The organism is Paenibacillus antarcticus, assembly GCF_001637225.1.
Lineage (GTDB): Bacteria > Bacillota > Bacilli > Paenibacillales > Paenibacillaceae > Paenibacillus_AQ > Paenibacillus_AQ antarcticus.
In genome coordinates, this window is sequence record NZ_LVJI01000027.1 from 54,816 (window position 1) to 71,824 (window position 17,009).

15 protein-coding genes and 1 pseudogene are annotated in these 17,009 nt (G+C 42.2%); all 16 read right to left on the reverse strand.

Annotated features, from left to right (window positions below):
* Positions 1–17: 17 nt before the first annotated feature.
* Complete coding sequence (locus tag PBAT_RS17930) at positions 18–1,001, reverse strand: potassium channel family protein (protein ID WP_338045647.1); 984 nt, start codon at positions 999–1,001, stop codon at positions 18–20.
* A 124-nt stretch (positions 1,002–1,125) separates the two neighbouring features.
* Positions 1,126–1,515, reverse strand: coding sequence for a DUF350 domain-containing protein (locus tag PBAT_RS17935; RefSeq protein ID WP_420848795.1), 390 nt, complete (start codon positions 1,513–1,515; stop codon positions 1,126–1,128).
* A complete protein-coding gene (locus PBAT_RS17940) occupies positions 1,515–2,120 on the reverse strand; it encodes a signal peptide protein (RefSeq protein WP_420848797.1) in 606 nt (201 codons plus the stop codon). Before PBAT_RS17940 ends, PBAT_RS17935 begins: the two co-directional genes overlap by 1 nt.
* Positions 2,121–2,186: 66 nt before the next feature.
* The gene (locus PBAT_RS17945) at positions 2,187–3,395 is read right to left on the reverse strand and encodes a glutathionylspermidine synthase family protein (RefSeq protein ID WP_068651500.1); all 1,209 of its coding nucleotides are present in this window, start codon (positions 3,393–3,395) and stop codon (positions 2,187–2,189) included.
* The gene (locus PBAT_RS17950) at positions 3,392–4,081 is read right to left on the reverse strand and encodes a hypothetical protein (protein ID WP_068651502.1); all 690 of its coding nucleotides are present in this window, start codon (positions 4,079–4,081) and stop codon (positions 3,392–3,394) included. The genes PBAT_RS17945 and PBAT_RS17950 overlap by 4 nt, the downstream gene beginning before the upstream one ends.
* 27 nt (positions 4,082–4,108) lie before the next feature.
* The gene (locus PBAT_RS17955) at positions 4,109–4,324 is read right to left on the reverse strand and encodes a hypothetical protein (RefSeq protein WP_068651504.1); all 216 of its coding nucleotides are present in this window, start codon (positions 4,322–4,324) and stop codon (positions 4,109–4,111) included.
* A gap of 401 nt (positions 4,325–4,725) precedes the next feature.
* The gene (locus PBAT_RS17960) at positions 4,726–5,796 is read right to left on the reverse strand and encodes an FAD:protein FMN transferase (protein WP_068651506.1); all 1,071 of its coding nucleotides are present in this window, start codon (positions 5,794–5,796) and stop codon (positions 4,726–4,728) included.
* A gap of 223 nt (positions 5,797–6,019) precedes the next feature.
* A complete protein-coding gene (locus PBAT_RS17965; protein ID WP_068651508.1) occupies positions 6,020–7,342 on the reverse strand; it encodes a 6-phospho-beta-glucosidase in 1,323 nt (440 codons plus the stop codon).
* 24 nt (positions 7,343–7,366) lie between these two features.
* Entirely contained in the window at positions 7,367–8,344 is a 978-nt protein-coding gene (locus PBAT_RS17970; protein WP_068651510.1) for an N-acetylglucosamine kinase, read from the reverse strand.
* 53 nt (positions 8,345–8,397) lie between these two features.
* Entirely contained in the window at positions 8,398–9,405 is a 1,008-nt protein-coding gene (locus tag PBAT_RS17975) for a LacI family DNA-binding transcriptional regulator (protein WP_068651512.1), read from the reverse strand.
* A gap of 118 nt (positions 9,406–9,523) precedes the next feature.
* Entirely contained in the window at positions 9,524–10,894 is a 1,371-nt protein-coding gene (locus PBAT_RS17980; RefSeq protein ID WP_068651514.1) for an ABC transporter substrate-binding protein, read from the reverse strand.
* 55 nt (positions 10,895–10,949) lie between these two features.
* A complete protein-coding gene (locus PBAT_RS17985) occupies positions 10,950–11,834 on the reverse strand; it encodes a carbohydrate ABC transporter permease (RefSeq protein ID WP_068651516.1) in 885 nt (294 codons plus the stop codon).
* Positions 11,831–12,724, reverse strand: coding sequence for a carbohydrate ABC transporter permease (locus PBAT_RS17990; protein ID WP_068651518.1), 894 nt, complete (start codon positions 12,722–12,724; stop codon positions 11,831–11,833). Before PBAT_RS17990 ends, PBAT_RS17985 begins: the two co-directional genes overlap by 4 nt.
* Before the next feature lie 337 nt (positions 12,725–13,061).
* Positions 13,062–13,490 carry a PaaI family thioesterase gene (locus PBAT_RS17995; RefSeq protein WP_068651520.1) on the reverse strand — a complete coding sequence of 143 codons (429 nt, stop codon included), beginning with the start codon at positions 13,488–13,490 and terminating at the stop codon, positions 13,062–13,064.
* A 42-nt stretch (positions 13,491–13,532) separates the two neighbouring features.
* Positions 13,533–15,184: pseudogene (locus tag PBAT_RS18000) on the reverse strand (AMP-binding protein).
* A gap of 51 nt (positions 15,185–15,235) precedes the next feature.
* Entirely contained in the window at positions 15,236–17,005 is a 1,770-nt protein-coding gene (locus PBAT_RS18005; protein WP_068651522.1) for an acyl-CoA dehydrogenase family protein, read from the reverse strand.
* Positions 17,006–17,009: the final 4 nt, after the last annotated feature.

Genomic DNA, 17,009 nt, shown 5'->3' on the forward strand with positions numbered 1-17,009 from the left:
ACAAATAATCTATAACCCTATCCCTTAATCCGCTTATAAGTCTCTTCATCCGATACAATATACAACCTCGCACCCTCAGGAATAGGTTGGTCAAGCTTACGGTTGATACTAAGGTCACTACGATCGGACAATAGCGTAGCTCCCTGTCGAAGCAGGTCCTGAAAAGCCTCACCGTACGTCTTCCAATCCCGATTAAGTGGTATCTCATATATATCGTCTCCATACTGACGACTCAGCAATTGTGTAATAACCTCAGAATTACCTTCTTGCAAAGCTGATCTTACGGCTAATCTGGAGATCGCATCATGTGACAGTACGAATTCGTTCACCTGAACGTGCCGAAAGTTCTGAATGTTCTTCTCTTGCATAATTTCTACTGTCGTATGTACTTGTGGTGCAATCCGCTCAATACTAGAGGCAATCAGGAGGGATTTACCGTCGATCAAGGAAGCTTCATCAATGCGTGTGTCACCGAAGACGATTGCAGCCTTAGCCCCTGTAATATTAGCCTTGAGGAGAATCTCATCACTTGATGGATCACCACTAATAAAGTGGACATGATCCATATGTTCCAACGGATGGTTGCCCGTCTCATCTATGATTACGATGTGAGATTTCGATGAATAACATAGAATCTCATCTACCGCTGCCTGTGCTTTCTTACTCCAATTAATCAATATGACATGATCCTCACCACGAAAGCTCAATGTTCCCGCTCCTCTCCTTCTTTGCACCTCTGCGATAGAGTCAATCACCTTTCCGATAACTAAGCTCAACAGCCCTATACCAAAGATATATAGAAACATCGTAAATAGCTTTCCGATGTCTGTTTTTGCAAAGTAATCACCATACCCTACTGTAGCCATCGTTGTCATGACCCAGTAAAATGCATTAAACCAGTTACCAAAGGTGTTAGGCTCCAGTAAATATACGATCGTTGCACTCATTACAATAAAGATAAGGATGATCAACCCAATGACCCTTTTTCTTAAGCGCATCATCTTCGTAGATATCCTGATAATAAAATGCACCTGTTCACCCCTTCTCCGTAACTAATAAGACGACCTCTCGGGTAAAAGAACTCGAGAGGCCAGCCTTATCTATTTTGAACATGCAATTTATGAATTAGATAATTAAACTACTAACAGCAAATGCCGTTCCGATAAACACCATACATAACATCATACCTACAGCCACATTTCCCTTTTGTAGATGTTCAGACACCCTAAATCCCGGAGTCAATAATTCAAAGATCCAATAAGCGGCAATTAGGCATACGTAACCAACAGCGAACCATAACATCATGAACCATATCAATGTATTTGTATAAGCAGCTACACCCAGAATAATGGCTGTGGACATAAACTTCCCACCCAAAGCCAGTGCTACAGCTACATTGCCCTTCTTTAACTCTTCCATGTCATTAAAAGGAGTCATGCAAATAAATATGACCATACCTAACAATTGAAGAAAAATGATGACAAGAACACTTACTATCAAATTAACAACGATCATCAATTAGCCCACCCCCTAAATTTCGCATAGGCCGAATCATAATCGGCGAAATCATGCACTTCTTCCAACACTACAGATACAGTCTTTTGTTTCTCCAATGCTGTATAACGCTTATCGTCAATCGGTTGCTTGATCCGATTACCCGAAGGTAACTGAATCACAGCAAAGTTTCTCGTCTTATCTTTTAATTTAGTCTTGTATACACCTACAAGATCAACATCGGTTGTTATCGACACTTTGAGATTCGTTAGATCTGCCGCAGCCGTCTTCTGGTCTCCATAGGATTTGATAGCCGTCCAAGAGGATAGTCGGATTTCGTTACGCTTATCAGCATCTGTTACCAACTCAGCATCCATGAACTGCAAGGTCCAGATTTTATCACCCGTTGCATAGTTCCCATCATTAGGTAGAAGCTCGTTATCAGGCAAGACCGTCATATCACTACCGATCAAATCCCCCACCGTGCCCTCCACCACCCGATAATCCCATGGTACTCGCGATACGCTATCTGTAGTCTCTACAGGCGATTCCGTATCGAATACACTATCCTGACTACCGGAGCACGCACTTATCAACAACAGTGTTAAAAGCACACAACATACCATTACGCTATTTCTAAATGTTCGTGCTACTCTATTGACTCTCATTAATTGTTGCATCTTCATACGTAATTATCTCACTCCCAACGCAATAAATTGACTAGCATTGCCTGTAATCAGTCCGCCTGCACGACCGAGCAGACCACAAGGCTTCCCATTAATCATAAACATACCGGTCAACAGGTGAAATTCACCGTCTTTTGTGTTAATCTTCGCTAACTCAGCTCTTTTTTGATAAACAGAGGGAAATAACACACTGCTATCAAAGCCATCCTCATCCTGAAGTTCCAATATTCCACCTTCATCAAAGAGACGAACAGAACCACCCTCACGGCCAAATACTGATTTAGACACAAAGTTTCCGGAAAACACCGGTTTGTTATATGTAGGTAATATGTAGCTTTCAATCGCTTTGCGCTCTTCTTCATCAAATAGTAGGCCTAACTCATACATTCCCCACACTGCTGCCATAAGTCCCTTGGATTGCAATATTATACTATGTGGTGAATTGAAGATCTCTAGCTTCCCGGTCTCAATTGCATAAGCTAACGCTTCGCCGCCTTCATCAATGGCCATCCATTCCTTAGGATATAGAGCGAACATCCGCTTAATAATACGACCCTCACCATCTTTTACGACGCCATTATCAATGGATAAATCAAGACAATCTACACATTGAATATCAAGACCACTATGCCTTACAAGTGCTTCGATGGTACCCGAATCCTCTCGATGAGATCCGTATGCAACACAGGCCGCCGTGTCTGGGTGTTCTTTCCCCCAAGCTTGTGCAAGAAGATCTTTCATTGCAATATTTGGGCTGTAAATACCTTCCCCTGCTTGCTCACATATCCAAGGCGTAGCTATGGATGCTTCCACATAACCAGTAGGCGTATCTGCATTCAGTTCCAGCAACTTAATGGTACCGTCATCAGCCACGGCATAATCAAATCGTGCGTAACGACTTATCTGTCCCCGCTCTGATAGAGGACATTGATCAATCATCTCCCACAAGAGGGGAGGGATACCGATTAAATCATACAAATCATGTTTGAAATGAACATAGCGAACGGTTTTGTCGAGTATATCCCAGAGCTTACTTGAGGCCTCTTCTAGTTCCTTATAGGTCTCACTCTGCATAAGTACAACTGCATCTAGCCAATATTCCTCGCCTTCAAGGTCTGCCCAGGTAAATCCAAGCTCATGTAACTGTTCTACCCGAGGTGCTCGTTCGAGATCAGATTGATCCCGAAACTCGAATACACTCTTAGAATCGATCATCCGCCAAAACCGCTCTTACCTGAGCTTGATCCCGAAGATGACACAGAACCAGAACTCGACTTAGAACTAGATGAGCTTAGACCGCTGGATTTGCCCCCGATACCACCAGCTTTGGATGAAGTCGATCTTCTTGTAATAGAACCACTGGATGAAGTTGATGTTTTCGGTTTGACGACAGACCCGGGAACATTCTTATTCTGGAACTTATCGGTACTATAAGTGTTAGGTTTATAAGTATTCTTAGTCCCAGGATAATAGGTTGGACGGCTGTTCGACCATCCCCTTGAAGAGTAATTAGATCCACTGTTGAACAGCATGTGATACAATAATAAGTCATCCCAGCCGAATCCTGAATTATAACCACTGTAGTTATTCACTACAGTCGTCCCATTGGAGGTACTTACCCCCTGCTCCTGATTTACAACCTCTTTCTTACCCTCATCTGGATACGGAATATTCCAATCTACATTTTGATCAAAATACGTCTTGACTTCTTCCGTAGACCAAGAAACTAGCTGAGGATCATCCGCAGTAGTACTATCACTCGCTCCTACAGCAGCTGGAACAAACAGTGCATTCGCCAAAAGAGCAATACCGAGCGAGGTAGATAATACACGAATTGGCTTCCCTTCAGGGGTGAATAACCTCGATATTGCTAGTTCTTTAGCATTCTCATCTTTCGTCACCACAACATCCTCCTTCCATCACATTCATTATTCAATACGCATCGGTACAAGTAGAAGCTCAAGCTTTCCTTCGTCCACATTCAGGCGTCCTTCAACTGTCTCATATTCCTTTGTACCCACCACTAGATAATTGACATGTTCCAATGCAGCAATCATATTCATACTCCACGTGCGCTCTTCAATGACACGAAGCTCACCTTCTGGCATTTTCTCGAACAAGATCACACTCATTCCATTATCCATAATTACCCTCTCCTTCTCATAACCATTATATTTCTGATACGGCATTCGAACGTATATGTTTCATTTCTTAACTGGTTGAAGAAACACACAATAAAAATATCCAACTTGATCTTTAATCTTAATGAATAACGTCTCTTACCACTACATATTAGCTATTCTATTTAGAGTATCTGGAATAGATACTTTAGACATAAAAGATACCTTTTTATATGCCACCATGTTCATAATCTATCTTTATATTAGTTTTTTAAATTTGTTTAAGATAGAGGTTTATTTTGTATGAATTTGTAGTTTGTAGTCATAATTTGTCGAATTATTGTTCAGCTCGTCAAATTCAGTAATTTTCAATTAAAAAACCCAACGTTTCTCTCATTTGGAGATACATTGGGTTCTTACACGAGCTATTCTACTAAGGTATACCTCTCGTTCGTTAAATTAATTTTTCCTTTTAACCCAGAAGTCAAATAGATACGATTATCCTCCGTAATAAACATCGCTTCTACATTCTGCTTCTGATTCATATACGCCATTCCTTCTTCTAAGTCCATCACGACTACGGCTGTCGAAAGTACATCCGCATCAGTCGCAGTCCCACCTATAATGGTTACACTTTTTAACCCATTTTTCGTAGGAAAGCCCGTCTTCGGATCTAGAATATGATGGTATCTCACACCATTCTCCATGAAGAATCGCTCGTATACCCCCGATGAATCAATGGTTTCGTTATCGAGTTGTATGAGTGCCAGCTGTTCCCCACGCGCACGATCTGGATCTTGAAGTCCAATCCGCCACTGCTCACCATTTGGCTTTCTACCAATGGCAATGATGCTGCTGCCCCCGAGATCAATAATCGCACTTTCAACCTGCACATCATGCAAATAATTAGCTACTAGGTCAGCGGCATATCCCTTTCCAATACCACCAAGATCTAGGGACATCCCTTCTTTAGCTAGCTTTATGGTCAGATTAGCTTCATCCATTATGATATCCTTATAATTGACGAGCGACTTTGCTTGATTAATAAGGTTAGCATCAGGGACATGCTCACCACCGTTTCCAATCTTCCAAAGACTCACGAGTGGTCCAATACTTGGATCAAATGCTCCCTGCGTATCTTCCGCGTAATCAACAGATAATTTCATAAGATCAAATGTCCCTTGAGATACTTTAACTGCTTTTTTCCCAGCTGCCTCATTAATGGCATGGATTTCACTATCTTTATTCGACATATTTATCTGTTGATCAACATCATCTAGCATCTGCTCGATCTTCTTCAGATGATTCGCACTCTCATCATCGCCGTATATTTTCAAATTGATTACCGTATCGAATTTGAAGAGTGTCTGTGTCACTGGTTGGTTAAGAGACGGATCAACCTTGCTTGAACTGTTGTTCCAATAGAACAATCCAATTCCAGCAGCTATAAATAGAAGAATCACCATTCCTAAGATCTTAACTTTGCTACTTATCATCGTCTGTCCACCTACCCATCAATAATCTTTATATTGAAATATTAAAATCAAGTATATTATCTCTGACCAGACCTATCCTGTATGTGATATCTATCACGCTTCTATTTCAAATGCTATTTGCTAAATCCAATATAACAGATAAACATAAAACAATGGCCCACCCCGAAGTCGTAACTTCCTGTTCGGGATTGCCATTGTTTATTTGGATATTGAAGTTCTCCGTTTAAGATACTGGATTGGGAGCGAAGAAACGAGGTAAATATTCCTTATTCGCTTCCAACATTTCATCCAACATTTTAATAGCAATTCCTACCGATGGCACTAGTGGATGATGAGACATTGCTTGAATAGCTAGGCCTCGATCTCCTGTTACTGCAGCATCTATAGCAAGTTGCTCATAAGTTTTCACTGCATGAATAAGTCCTACAGCAGAAGGAGGGATCTTCGTTAATGGTAGCGGAAGAGGTCCATTCTTCGTAACAACGCAGTTAACTTCTATGCTTGCGTTATCCGGTAGGAAGTCAAGAATACCATTGTTCGCCACATTAAGTGTTTGAATATCGTTCGTCCCGTTGTATAGCGATCTCATCAAGTTTACAGCTGCTTCAGAATAAAAAGCTCCACCACGTTGCTCTAATTGCTTAGGTTTATCCTGTAGATCAACATCACTGTATAGCTCGAATAATTCTTCTTCAACTTTCTTCACAACTTCTGCACGGTTAATACCCTTTTCATGTGATGCAAGCTGTTCTTTCAACATTTCATCGGTCATGTAGAAATATTTCAAATAGTAGGAGGGCAAAGCTCTTAGGGACTGCAAGAATTCTGGATTCCACTCACATGCAGGAACATTCTTAGCGCTATAACCCGCGGTATCTGCCAGCATCTCATCCAATTTGTCTTCCCCTTCAACATCAATACGGGTAATCCAATGAAGATGGTTCAGACCTACAAATTCAGCATACACACGATCAGGTGCAACCCCATATTTAGCTGAAGCTTGTTTAATCAAACCTATGGGTGCATTACATAATCCAATACTTTTGACATTAGAATACTTAATAATAGCCTCAGTCACCATACCTGCTGGATTCGTGAAATTGAGTAACCATGCGTCAGGTGCAAGCTCTTCGATATCTTTACACACGTCCAATAGGACTGGGATAGTACGAAGTGCTTTCATCATCCCACCAGGACCCGTAGTCTCTTGTCCGATAACACCGTATTTCAATGGAATGGATTCATCACGACCACGTGCAGCCAACATCCCTACGCGCATCTGTGTACTAACAAAGTCAGCTCCTTCAATCGCCTGACGGCGGTCTGTCGTCAGATGTACTTCAATCGGGAGTCCTGATTTCTCAACCATACGTTTAGCTAAATTGCCGACAATATTCAATTTGCGTAATCCAGGTTCGATATCAACGAGCCATAACTCACGCACAGGAAGTTCATTATAATGAAGAATAAATCCCTCTACTAATTCTGGTGTATAAGAAGACCCCCCACCGATAACTGCTATTTTCAACCCTTGTTTTGTTTCCATTCAAGCCACATCCTATCGTATAGTTTATTTTATAAGTGCAAAATCACTGTACAGCCGCATGTTCTCATATACTTCTTGGCTAATTGTTAATCCATCTTCTTCCATAGCTGACCACAATGCACCAACAACTGGTTCGGTAGTTAATGTAACTACTGAAGCGTGTGGTGCAACCTTATGTAACGACTGCTCAATGGGACCGCGAATCCATCCCTGATCGCCTCTAGTTAGCAAGCTACCTACAAGTACAACGTCAAATGTATCGTTAGACATATTCAGTCTTTGCACGATAGCAGCTGCAGATTTCCCTAAATCCACACCCTGACGATTTAAAATTTCAATAGCTACCGCATCCTCTTCGGATGCAGCTTCAAACAGTAATCTTGCAGCATCCACCGGTACACTTCTTCCGTTATCTTGAAAATCATTAAACATATCTTCAACCGTGTTGTAACCAAGAAGTTCAAGTAGTAAACCCGTCAATAACGTTGGCTGTTCACGACCATCCCAAGCACGAATGACAGAACGGAATACTTCAATATTCAAAGCGCCGCCGCCGCCAAAATCACCAAACATATAATTAAATCCACCACATTGATAATGTTCACCTTGTGGATTTCTCCCCGCAGAATTAGTTCCCGTACCACATATGAGAGAGATACCAAAAGGTTGGTTCGTACCAGCCCGAAGTCCGATCATGGTGTCACAGTTAATGGTATAGTTCGTAAATCCAATGTTACGGATTAAAGGATGTAAAATAGTATAGTCCACTTCACGATCTGCTCCTGCAAGTCCCAAGTAAGCATGCCCGATATCTTCGAACTGAAGACCAGCCTCTGTGAGTGCATTTACAGTAGCTTCTCGGATACTATTTGCTGCTATAGCAGCGTTAATCTGGTGGTTACCGTTACCGCTCTTGCCTTTACCGAGTACGTTTCCACGTTCGTCGGTCAGCAGGGCATATGTCTTTGTTCCGCCCCCATCGATCCCCAAGTAGTAAGCCAATATTCGTCACTCCTATTATTGATGAAATATCAGAACCATTTCACTTATTCAATCTATTCCTTTGAAGTTAATTGATTCTTGACCGTGGATTCCCTAACAATCAGCTCAGGATCAATCTTAAGACTAGAAGCCCGTTTCATCGTACCGTCTATGCGCTTGAGCAACATATCAGCCGCAGCAAGCCCAATCCTATCAGCCGGTTGGCGAACTGTTGTTAAGTGCGGTCGAAGCTGTGATGCAATGTTTTGATCATCGAAACCGACGATCGCCACCTGATCTGGAATGCTGATTCTAGCTTCCATCAAGGCATTAATTACACCGAGGGCTATATTGTCATCCCCAGCGAAAACAGCAGAAGGTAGGGTCCCCTCTCTAATCCATTTCCAACAAGTCTCATATCCGAATTCAATTTCAAAATCGCCATGTACCGTCGCAAACGGCGTAAGTCCTTTCTCTTGAAGAGCTCGTAGAAATCCATTTCGTCGTTCACGTGTACTCCGGAACATTTCATTACCACATAAATGGGCTATTGAGGTGTGACCTAGATCAAGCAGATGCTTGGTTGCTGAGTATCCACCTTTGAAATTATCTATAGTCACCGAGAATGCGTCATTCTCAGGCTTCTGATTATCGATCAGAACATATGGAATATTCCGACGCTTTAATTCCATAATATAACTATCTTCTTCCAAAGGCGACAGCACAATCAGCCCATCGACCCGATCTTCCTGGATGAGATAGTGATTGCCATCCGATCCGCTTCCTTCTGATATCGAGACCGCAAGGAAATAACCGTGGAGTGCAAGCACCTCATTGAGTTCCTTGACGACTGCATCGAAGAACGAATCTTGCAAAGTTGTCACAATTAAGCCAATAATACCCGTCTTACCGCGGGCAAGACTGCGAGCTGCTGCATTTGGTCGATAATCCAGTTCTTTGATAGCATTGAGGACTTTTTGGCGATTCTTTTCACGTACCGATTCTGCACCATTTAACACACGAGAGACCGTCACAACAGATAATCCAGATCTTTTGGCTACATCAAAAATACTTACCTTCATTTTAAATTCTCCTTGCGACAGATTTTCCGAACATAGAAACATACCCTTAGTATACATGGACGGAAGACTGACCGCTAAACATTTGTACCGTCCCTTGCGGGACGGTACAGGAGCACTTTTAACGTTTGATGATTTCTGTTATTTTCTTTTGAATGATCGGCATAACTTCTTCTACCGTCTTGTGTCCGGTCTCAATTGGCTGCATTTCATTAATGAACATGTCATTAATCTGTGAGTAATTCGTGACCAAGTGGTTATAGGATTCAAATCCGTATTTGACGCCACCTTCGTATACATTCTTGATATCTGCAGGATCGATACCATCAAAGTGCTTATAATATGTTTCTGCTGCCTTAGTACTTACTGGAGGCGTACCTCCACTCAGTTCAATGGATTTCTCCTGTATGTCATTCTTTAACAGAAACTTAATCCATTCGAAAGCTTCCTTCGGATGCTTAGAACCTTTTAAGATCAAAAGTGGATCAACGAACAGTGTACTACGCACTTTATTATCACCATTCCAAGGTACGGCGGCTACACCGATTTTGAAAGGAAAGTCATTAGCGCCAGCAAGACTCCATGAACCTGTGACAGACATACCGATTTTACCTGCGACAAATGGATCTCCATTCTGCCCCGCTACACTCTTACTCCATTCTGTAGAAGGTGAAACCTTTTCATTATTAATGAGACCAAATAATTTGTTATAAGCCGCTATCACTTCAGGTGAATCAAAGTGAGTAGCTGAAGGAACACCACCGTTCGTCCAAGTATCCTCGGAGTAAGGTTGAGCTCCAAAATACAGTGGTCGCATGTCACGCTCTGCCCATGTGAAGTCAACACCATACTGTGTCTTTGCCACATCATCAGATATAACAGTCATCTTCTTAGCAGCTTCAACCATCTTATCAAAAGTCCAACTCTTATCATCATAGTCACTAGGAGGGTAAGGAAGACCCGCTGCATCGAACATGTCTTTGTTATAAAGCATGAGTGTTACGTACATATTGACCGGTATGCCATAGGTGTGATCTTTGACATTGTAAATTTTCATCAAATCTTCAGATATACTATAATCCGCTGCCTTAAATCCATCTTCTTTAATGATGTCTGTCAGATCAAGTAGCATGTCTTTGTTGTAGTACTCTGCAAATCCACCATATCCATAATGGCTTGTTACATCAGGTGATTTATCTCCTGCAATCAATGTTTGAAGTTTGCTATCAAACTGCTCATAGGGTGCCTTTTCGATCTTAACTTTAATGTTTGGATTTTCTTTTTCAAAATCAGGGATAAGCTTTTCAATAAACGTACGATCTTCCGAATCGATGGTGTAGTGCGTGATCGTTACTTTCTCGCCTTTGCTTGATCCTCCATTCCCTGTTTCGCCTGCTGATTTACCGCCGCTACATCCTGACAATGCAAGTACAACAAACATAACCGTAGCGAGCATAGAGACCAGTGTTTTTCTTTTCCTATTCTTATTCATGAGTCCATTCCTCCATTAGTTCAAGTGGTTTCTGCCGCCTGTTGCGGTAAGTAAGTTACTTGATGCCTGTGAGTACAATGCCCTCAACGAATCGCTTCTGAGCTATGGCGAATAATGTAACAATCGGAACCATAGCAAGCACCGATGCAACCATCAATAGATGCCACGGTGGAATACGAAACCGCGATGATGTAAGAGAAGCCATACCGACTGGAAGCGTGAATTTCTCCGATGAACTTAAGTAAAGTACCGGAGTGAGTAGGTCATTCCAGCTGTAGATGAAAGCAAAGATCGCTACGGTTGCAAGTGCTGGTCCGGAAAGTGGAAGGGCGATCTTGAGCCACATTCGGAACTCGCCACAACCATCAATGCGTCCCGCATCGAACAGTTCATCTGGCAGCGTGGTGAAAAACTGGCGCAGCAGAAAGATGTTATACGCTGAGCCAAAGAATGCAGGTACGATTAGCGGCAGGAAAGTGTCAATCCAGTTCATCTTGGAAAAGAGAATGAACTGTGGAATCATGATAGCTGGATAAGGAAGCATCATCGTGCTGAGCAGAAGCATGAACCAGATATTCTTACCTTTCCCCCGGTATCTAGCAAATCCGTAGGCAGCAAGCGATGAAGAAATTAGTGTCCCTACTACGGTCAATCCCCCAATGAGTAAGCTATTACCGTATAAAGTGCCGAACTGTAAGGTATCGAAAATATCCTTATAGTTACTCCACTGCCACGTCTCTGGAAGAAACGTTGGGGGGAACTTGAGCATCTCTCGCTTAGACTTCAGCGAGGTTGAAACCATGAAGAACAGGGGTAACAACATAAGAAAGGTAATAATAACTAGTGAAATAACACTCATTACTCTTACAGCATCGAATTTGCGTCTGCGTCTGACTTTGGAGGACGGAGAATGCGGCCCCGTTGACGGTATCGTACTCATTTGTTTCCGCCTCCTTCATAATGCACGTAACGGTTCGATAACTTCATAACTAGTGCTGTGAATAGCATGACGACGATCAGTAATACCCAAGCCAATGCCGACGAGTAACCTGCACGGTATTCTTTAAATGCGCTGGTATACAGGTTGTAGACATAGAACCAAGTTGAATAGTTCGGACCCCCTTGCGTCATAACAAAGGCTTGTGTGAACACTTGAAAAGAATCGATCGCACCCATAATGAGTTGAAAGAGTAGAACGGGTGATAGCATTGGTAACGTTACGTTCAGGAACGTTTTGAACCGTCCTGCCCCATCCAACTCAGCCGCTTCAATCAAGCTAGCTGGAACTCCCTGAAGCCCTGCAAGAAAGAGGATCATTCCGGTACCTACCGTCCATAAGGACATAATAATTAGGGCATACAACGAAGTATCCGGATTCATGAGCCATGCAGGTCCTTTAATACCAAACCAAGAAAGCACGTAATTGAACAAACCAATCTGCGGATTGAATATCCAATACCACAGGAGCGACATCGCCACACCAGATACCATGCTCGGAAAATACATCGCCGTCCGGAAGAATCCACGGAATGGAATTTTCTGATGAAGCAGTAATGCAAATCCAAGTCCAAGTATAAGCTGTATAGGTACACTGATAATGGTATACCTAAGTGTGACTATGACGGATTTCCAGAACAGTTCATTGTCGAACATCTCAGTATAGTTCGCAAGACCGACGAACACTGGAGGGTGGATGATGTCGTAATCCGTGAAGCTGAGATACAGTGATGATAAAATTGGATACAGAGCGAATACGAAGAAGCCGATGAGCCAAGGAGAAAGGAACAAGTACATGTAAATCGTCTGTCGCCGGCCTTCACGGTGGGTCATTGAAACACCAACCTTTCTGCATTAGTAAAGTTAAAGCGCTTTAACTTTATCGAGCGATATCTCCATTAAATACAGCATAGCAAGCATCTGTTTGTTCGAAAATTAAAGTGCTTTAATTTTCAATTCGTCCTGTTGACATTATCATAGAGTATGATTTATAAATAATCAATATCTTTTTATATCTTTTTTTAAATATTGAATACGCTTACTACAATCAGTATATTTCATGAGCACACTTGAACCTAATTCCATTGCATCACAAAGATACACCTACTAGAATTTCTCCAGCTTACCCATGGTTGTCATCCTAGGCGGTGCATCTTATGATTATTTACCGTCAAACTGGTTTATTAATGACACGGAAGGTTCCCGTTCCAAAAGCGCATAAATCGCCCTTCTCCGTTCGTGCAAAAGCTTGCGTTGTAATCATTTTACGAGAACTGTGTATGAGTTCAGCAGTTACAATCACCCGTCCTATTTCCGTTGGCGCCAAATAATTTATCGATAGATTACTTGTAACTACATTGTCTTGAGGTCTTGCAATCATCGCTATTAAACCCATCGCTGAATCGATTAACGTCGCATGAACACCTCCATGAAGAATACCGATTAAATTAAGATGATGTGGCTTAATATCAATGGAGACGACTACCTTATTCTCGCTTAACGATTCAAGCTCACAGCCTAAGAATCCCCAGAACGTAGATTCAGCTATTTTCCCCCAATGTTCCAAGTCAGGATGCGCATCCTCTGAATCCGCTTTCATATTTAATCCTCCTTACTGATTACACTTGTATCTAGATGACCGTTACTTAGATATCTTGTCATTATCTTCTTCAATTAGCTTTCGTCGAAGCACTTTACCAACCAACGTTTTTGGAAATGTATCGCGAAACTCATATATCTTGGGAACTTTATATACAGCTAATTTTTCCTTACACCAACGTTGTAACTCTTCCTCATTGGCACTAGATCCCTCTTTCAGTATGATGTACGCTTTTACAGTCTCACCTCGATATGAATCCACTACGCCGGCAACCACCGCTTCTTCCACATCTGGGTGCTCGAATAATACTTCTTCCACTTCACGCGGATAAACATTGTACCCTCCAGCGATAATCAAGTCTTTACGGCGGTCCAATATATAGAAAAAACCTTCGTCATCCATTCTTGCTAAATCTCCCGTATATAGCCATCCACCCCGAAGCGCCTTATCCGTTTCTTCTTGTTGTTGCCAATATCCCTTCATGACCTGTGGACCTCGGACTATCAATTCACCAATTTCACCTTGTGCCATGTCTTCACCTGATTCGGGATGGACAATACGAGCCTCGGTATCTGGAAAAGGAATACCCACAGAACCAACTTTACGTTTCTCCCAAAGATTGTTTGCATGGGTTACAGGTGATGTCTCTGTTAAACCATACCCTTCGATCAATGTACCGCCTGTGATACTCTCAAAACGTTCCTGTACCTCAACTGGTAAAGAAGCTGCACCACTAATACATATTTTGACGGAAGACAGATCGAATTTGTGAACATCAGGATGATTGATCACTGCAATATACATGGTTGGTGCTCCAGGAAATACCGTCGGCTTCAGTCGGCCCATCGTTTTAAGAATCTGATTAATATCAGCGTACCGGCCATAAGAATAGATTGATTAAGCAACACCGTCATCCCAAAGACATGAAAGAACGGAAGCGCTGCTAAATAACGTTCTCTCCCAATTTCAGCGCGGTAAAACCAGAGTTTACCTTGAATGGTATTGGCCACCAGATTCATATGTGTCAGCATGACACCTTTAGCAAACCCCGTGGTACCGCCCGTATATTGAATAAGCGCTAGGTCCTCTTCCGCGTCAACGGGAATTTGATAAGGTATCGCAATTGACTGTTTTAAGAACGAACGGAAGGATAATACACTGCTATCATATGTGATTGGGACTCCCGTTTTTTTAGTCTTCAATGCATATAGCCAGTTCTTGGGGATCGGTAAGTAATCTTTAATAGAGGTGACCAGAATATAATCTAATGGGTCTTTCTCTGTCGCTTTCTTTACCCGATCCACTAGAGCATCAAGTGTTACAATCATTTGTACACTTGCGTCCTTCAACTGATACTCCAACTCCCGTGGCATATAAAGGGGGTTGGTCATCACAACGATACCGCCCATCAGTAGCGTTCCATAATACGCAATTACGGCTTGTGGACAATTCGGTAACATAACCGCCACTCGGTCTCCTTTACGAATACCCAACTTGTGCAAAGCATTCGTGAAACGATAGACCGAATCCATTAATACTTTGTAAGACATTTTATACCCTAAGAAATCTAGAGCAATCTTTTCTGGATATAATGCTGCCGACTCCACTAGAAACTGCGCCAAATTCTGTTTCGGATAAGCATATGTTATGGGTACTTCAACCGGATAATGTTCCAACCAAGGTTTATTTAACATGTTGGCCACCCCATTCTCAAGGATCCGTTATAAAAGTAATCTAAACATGCATTATAGAACGTATTTCTCCGCTTCGATCACTTTGGCAGCAATTTTCCGTTTCAATCCTAACGTGTTTACCTGTGTTCTTCTGGTCATCTTTTTCAGCACTGAAAGTTGAGTGCGAAGTATGTCTCCTGATACCATCGCTGCAAGTGTCTCTTTGGCCCAGCATTCGATCCGATCAAACTCTTCGTGTATAAAGGTGACTGTCATATAAATCGCATTTGTGGCTTTCGCCTCTCCCACTTGATTAATCATCTTCAATGTACGAAGTAAAGCGCTCTCCATTGCGAACACGGTAATCATCATATCTGCTAGATGACTTAGTACCTCCTGTTCCTCTTCTAACTTCAACTGGTACTTTTGCACAGCCTGTGCACCAACCATTAGGAATATTTTCTTTGTCATAGACAGCATATGTGTCTCCTGCTCAAGCGTACCTTCGAATAACTGACCAGGAACTAGGCTTAATAATTCGGATTGTAATGCTAACGCCTTTTGCATCAAAGGTAACTCACCCTTCATCGCTCGTTTGATCAACGTACCTGGGATGAGTAAACGATTGATCTCATTCGTCCCTTCGAATATTCGATTTATGCGAGAATCCCGATAATTACGTTCAACATGATATTCTTGAATAAATCCATATCCACCATGAATTTGAACGCCTTCATCCACGATGAAATCGAGCGTTTCAGAACCGAACACTTTATTAATAGAACATTCTAACTGATACTCTGCAATCGCTTTGGCGGATTGATACCCTACATCGGGACTATCATAATCCACTTCAGCTAAGCCGATATCAAATAGGCCTGCCGTCCGATACACCATACTTTCTAGCACATATGTCCGCGTGTTCATTTCCGCTAGTTTTTTGCCAATGAGAGGAAAGGAGGAAATTTTACGGCCAAATTGTGTGCGTTCATTCGCATATTTCGCTGAATATTCAATCGAGTCTTTCGAACCTCCAACACATCCAGCTGCAAGTTTAAATCGACCAATATTCAAAATATTAAATGCAATCAAATGTCCTTTACCGACTTCCCACAATAGATTATCCACAGGAACTTTGACATCTTCCAGAATCAACGGACGCGTTGAGGACCCTTTGATACCCATTTTCTTTTCCTCTGGACCGAAGCTAACCCCTTCCATTGTCCGTTCCACGATAAAAGTGCTGAAATCCTTTCCATTCACTTTGGCATACACGATGAAAATATCAGCAAAGCCTGCGTTCGTAATGAATTGCTTACTTCCATTCAGAATGTAATGTTGACCATCTTCTGCTAATGTGGCCGTTGTTTTGGCGCCAAGTGCATCCGATCCTGAAGACGGTTCTGTCAGACAGTAAGCAGCAATTTGCTGACCTGAAGCAAGCGCAGGCAAATACTTCTGCTTCTGCTCTTCCGTTCCGAAATAAACAATCGGAAGTGTACCAATCCCCACATGCGCGCCAAAGGATAAGGCGAATGAGGAGGCTTTGGTCAGCTTCTCATTAATTAACGTCGAACTTACCTTATCGAGTCCTAGGCCCCCATAATTCTCTGGAACTTCAGCACCGAGTAAACCGATATCACCGGCTTTTTGTAACAATTCCACTGTCAATCCATAGTTCAACTTTTCAATTTCTTCATCTCGCGGCGTAATCTCAGCGCTTACGAATTGTTCGGTTGTCTCCGCAATCATACGATGCTCTTCCGTAAAGTCCTCTGGCGTCACGATTTGCCTGAAATCGATATCCTCAATCATGAAACTTCCACCTAACACTTTGCTCATCGTT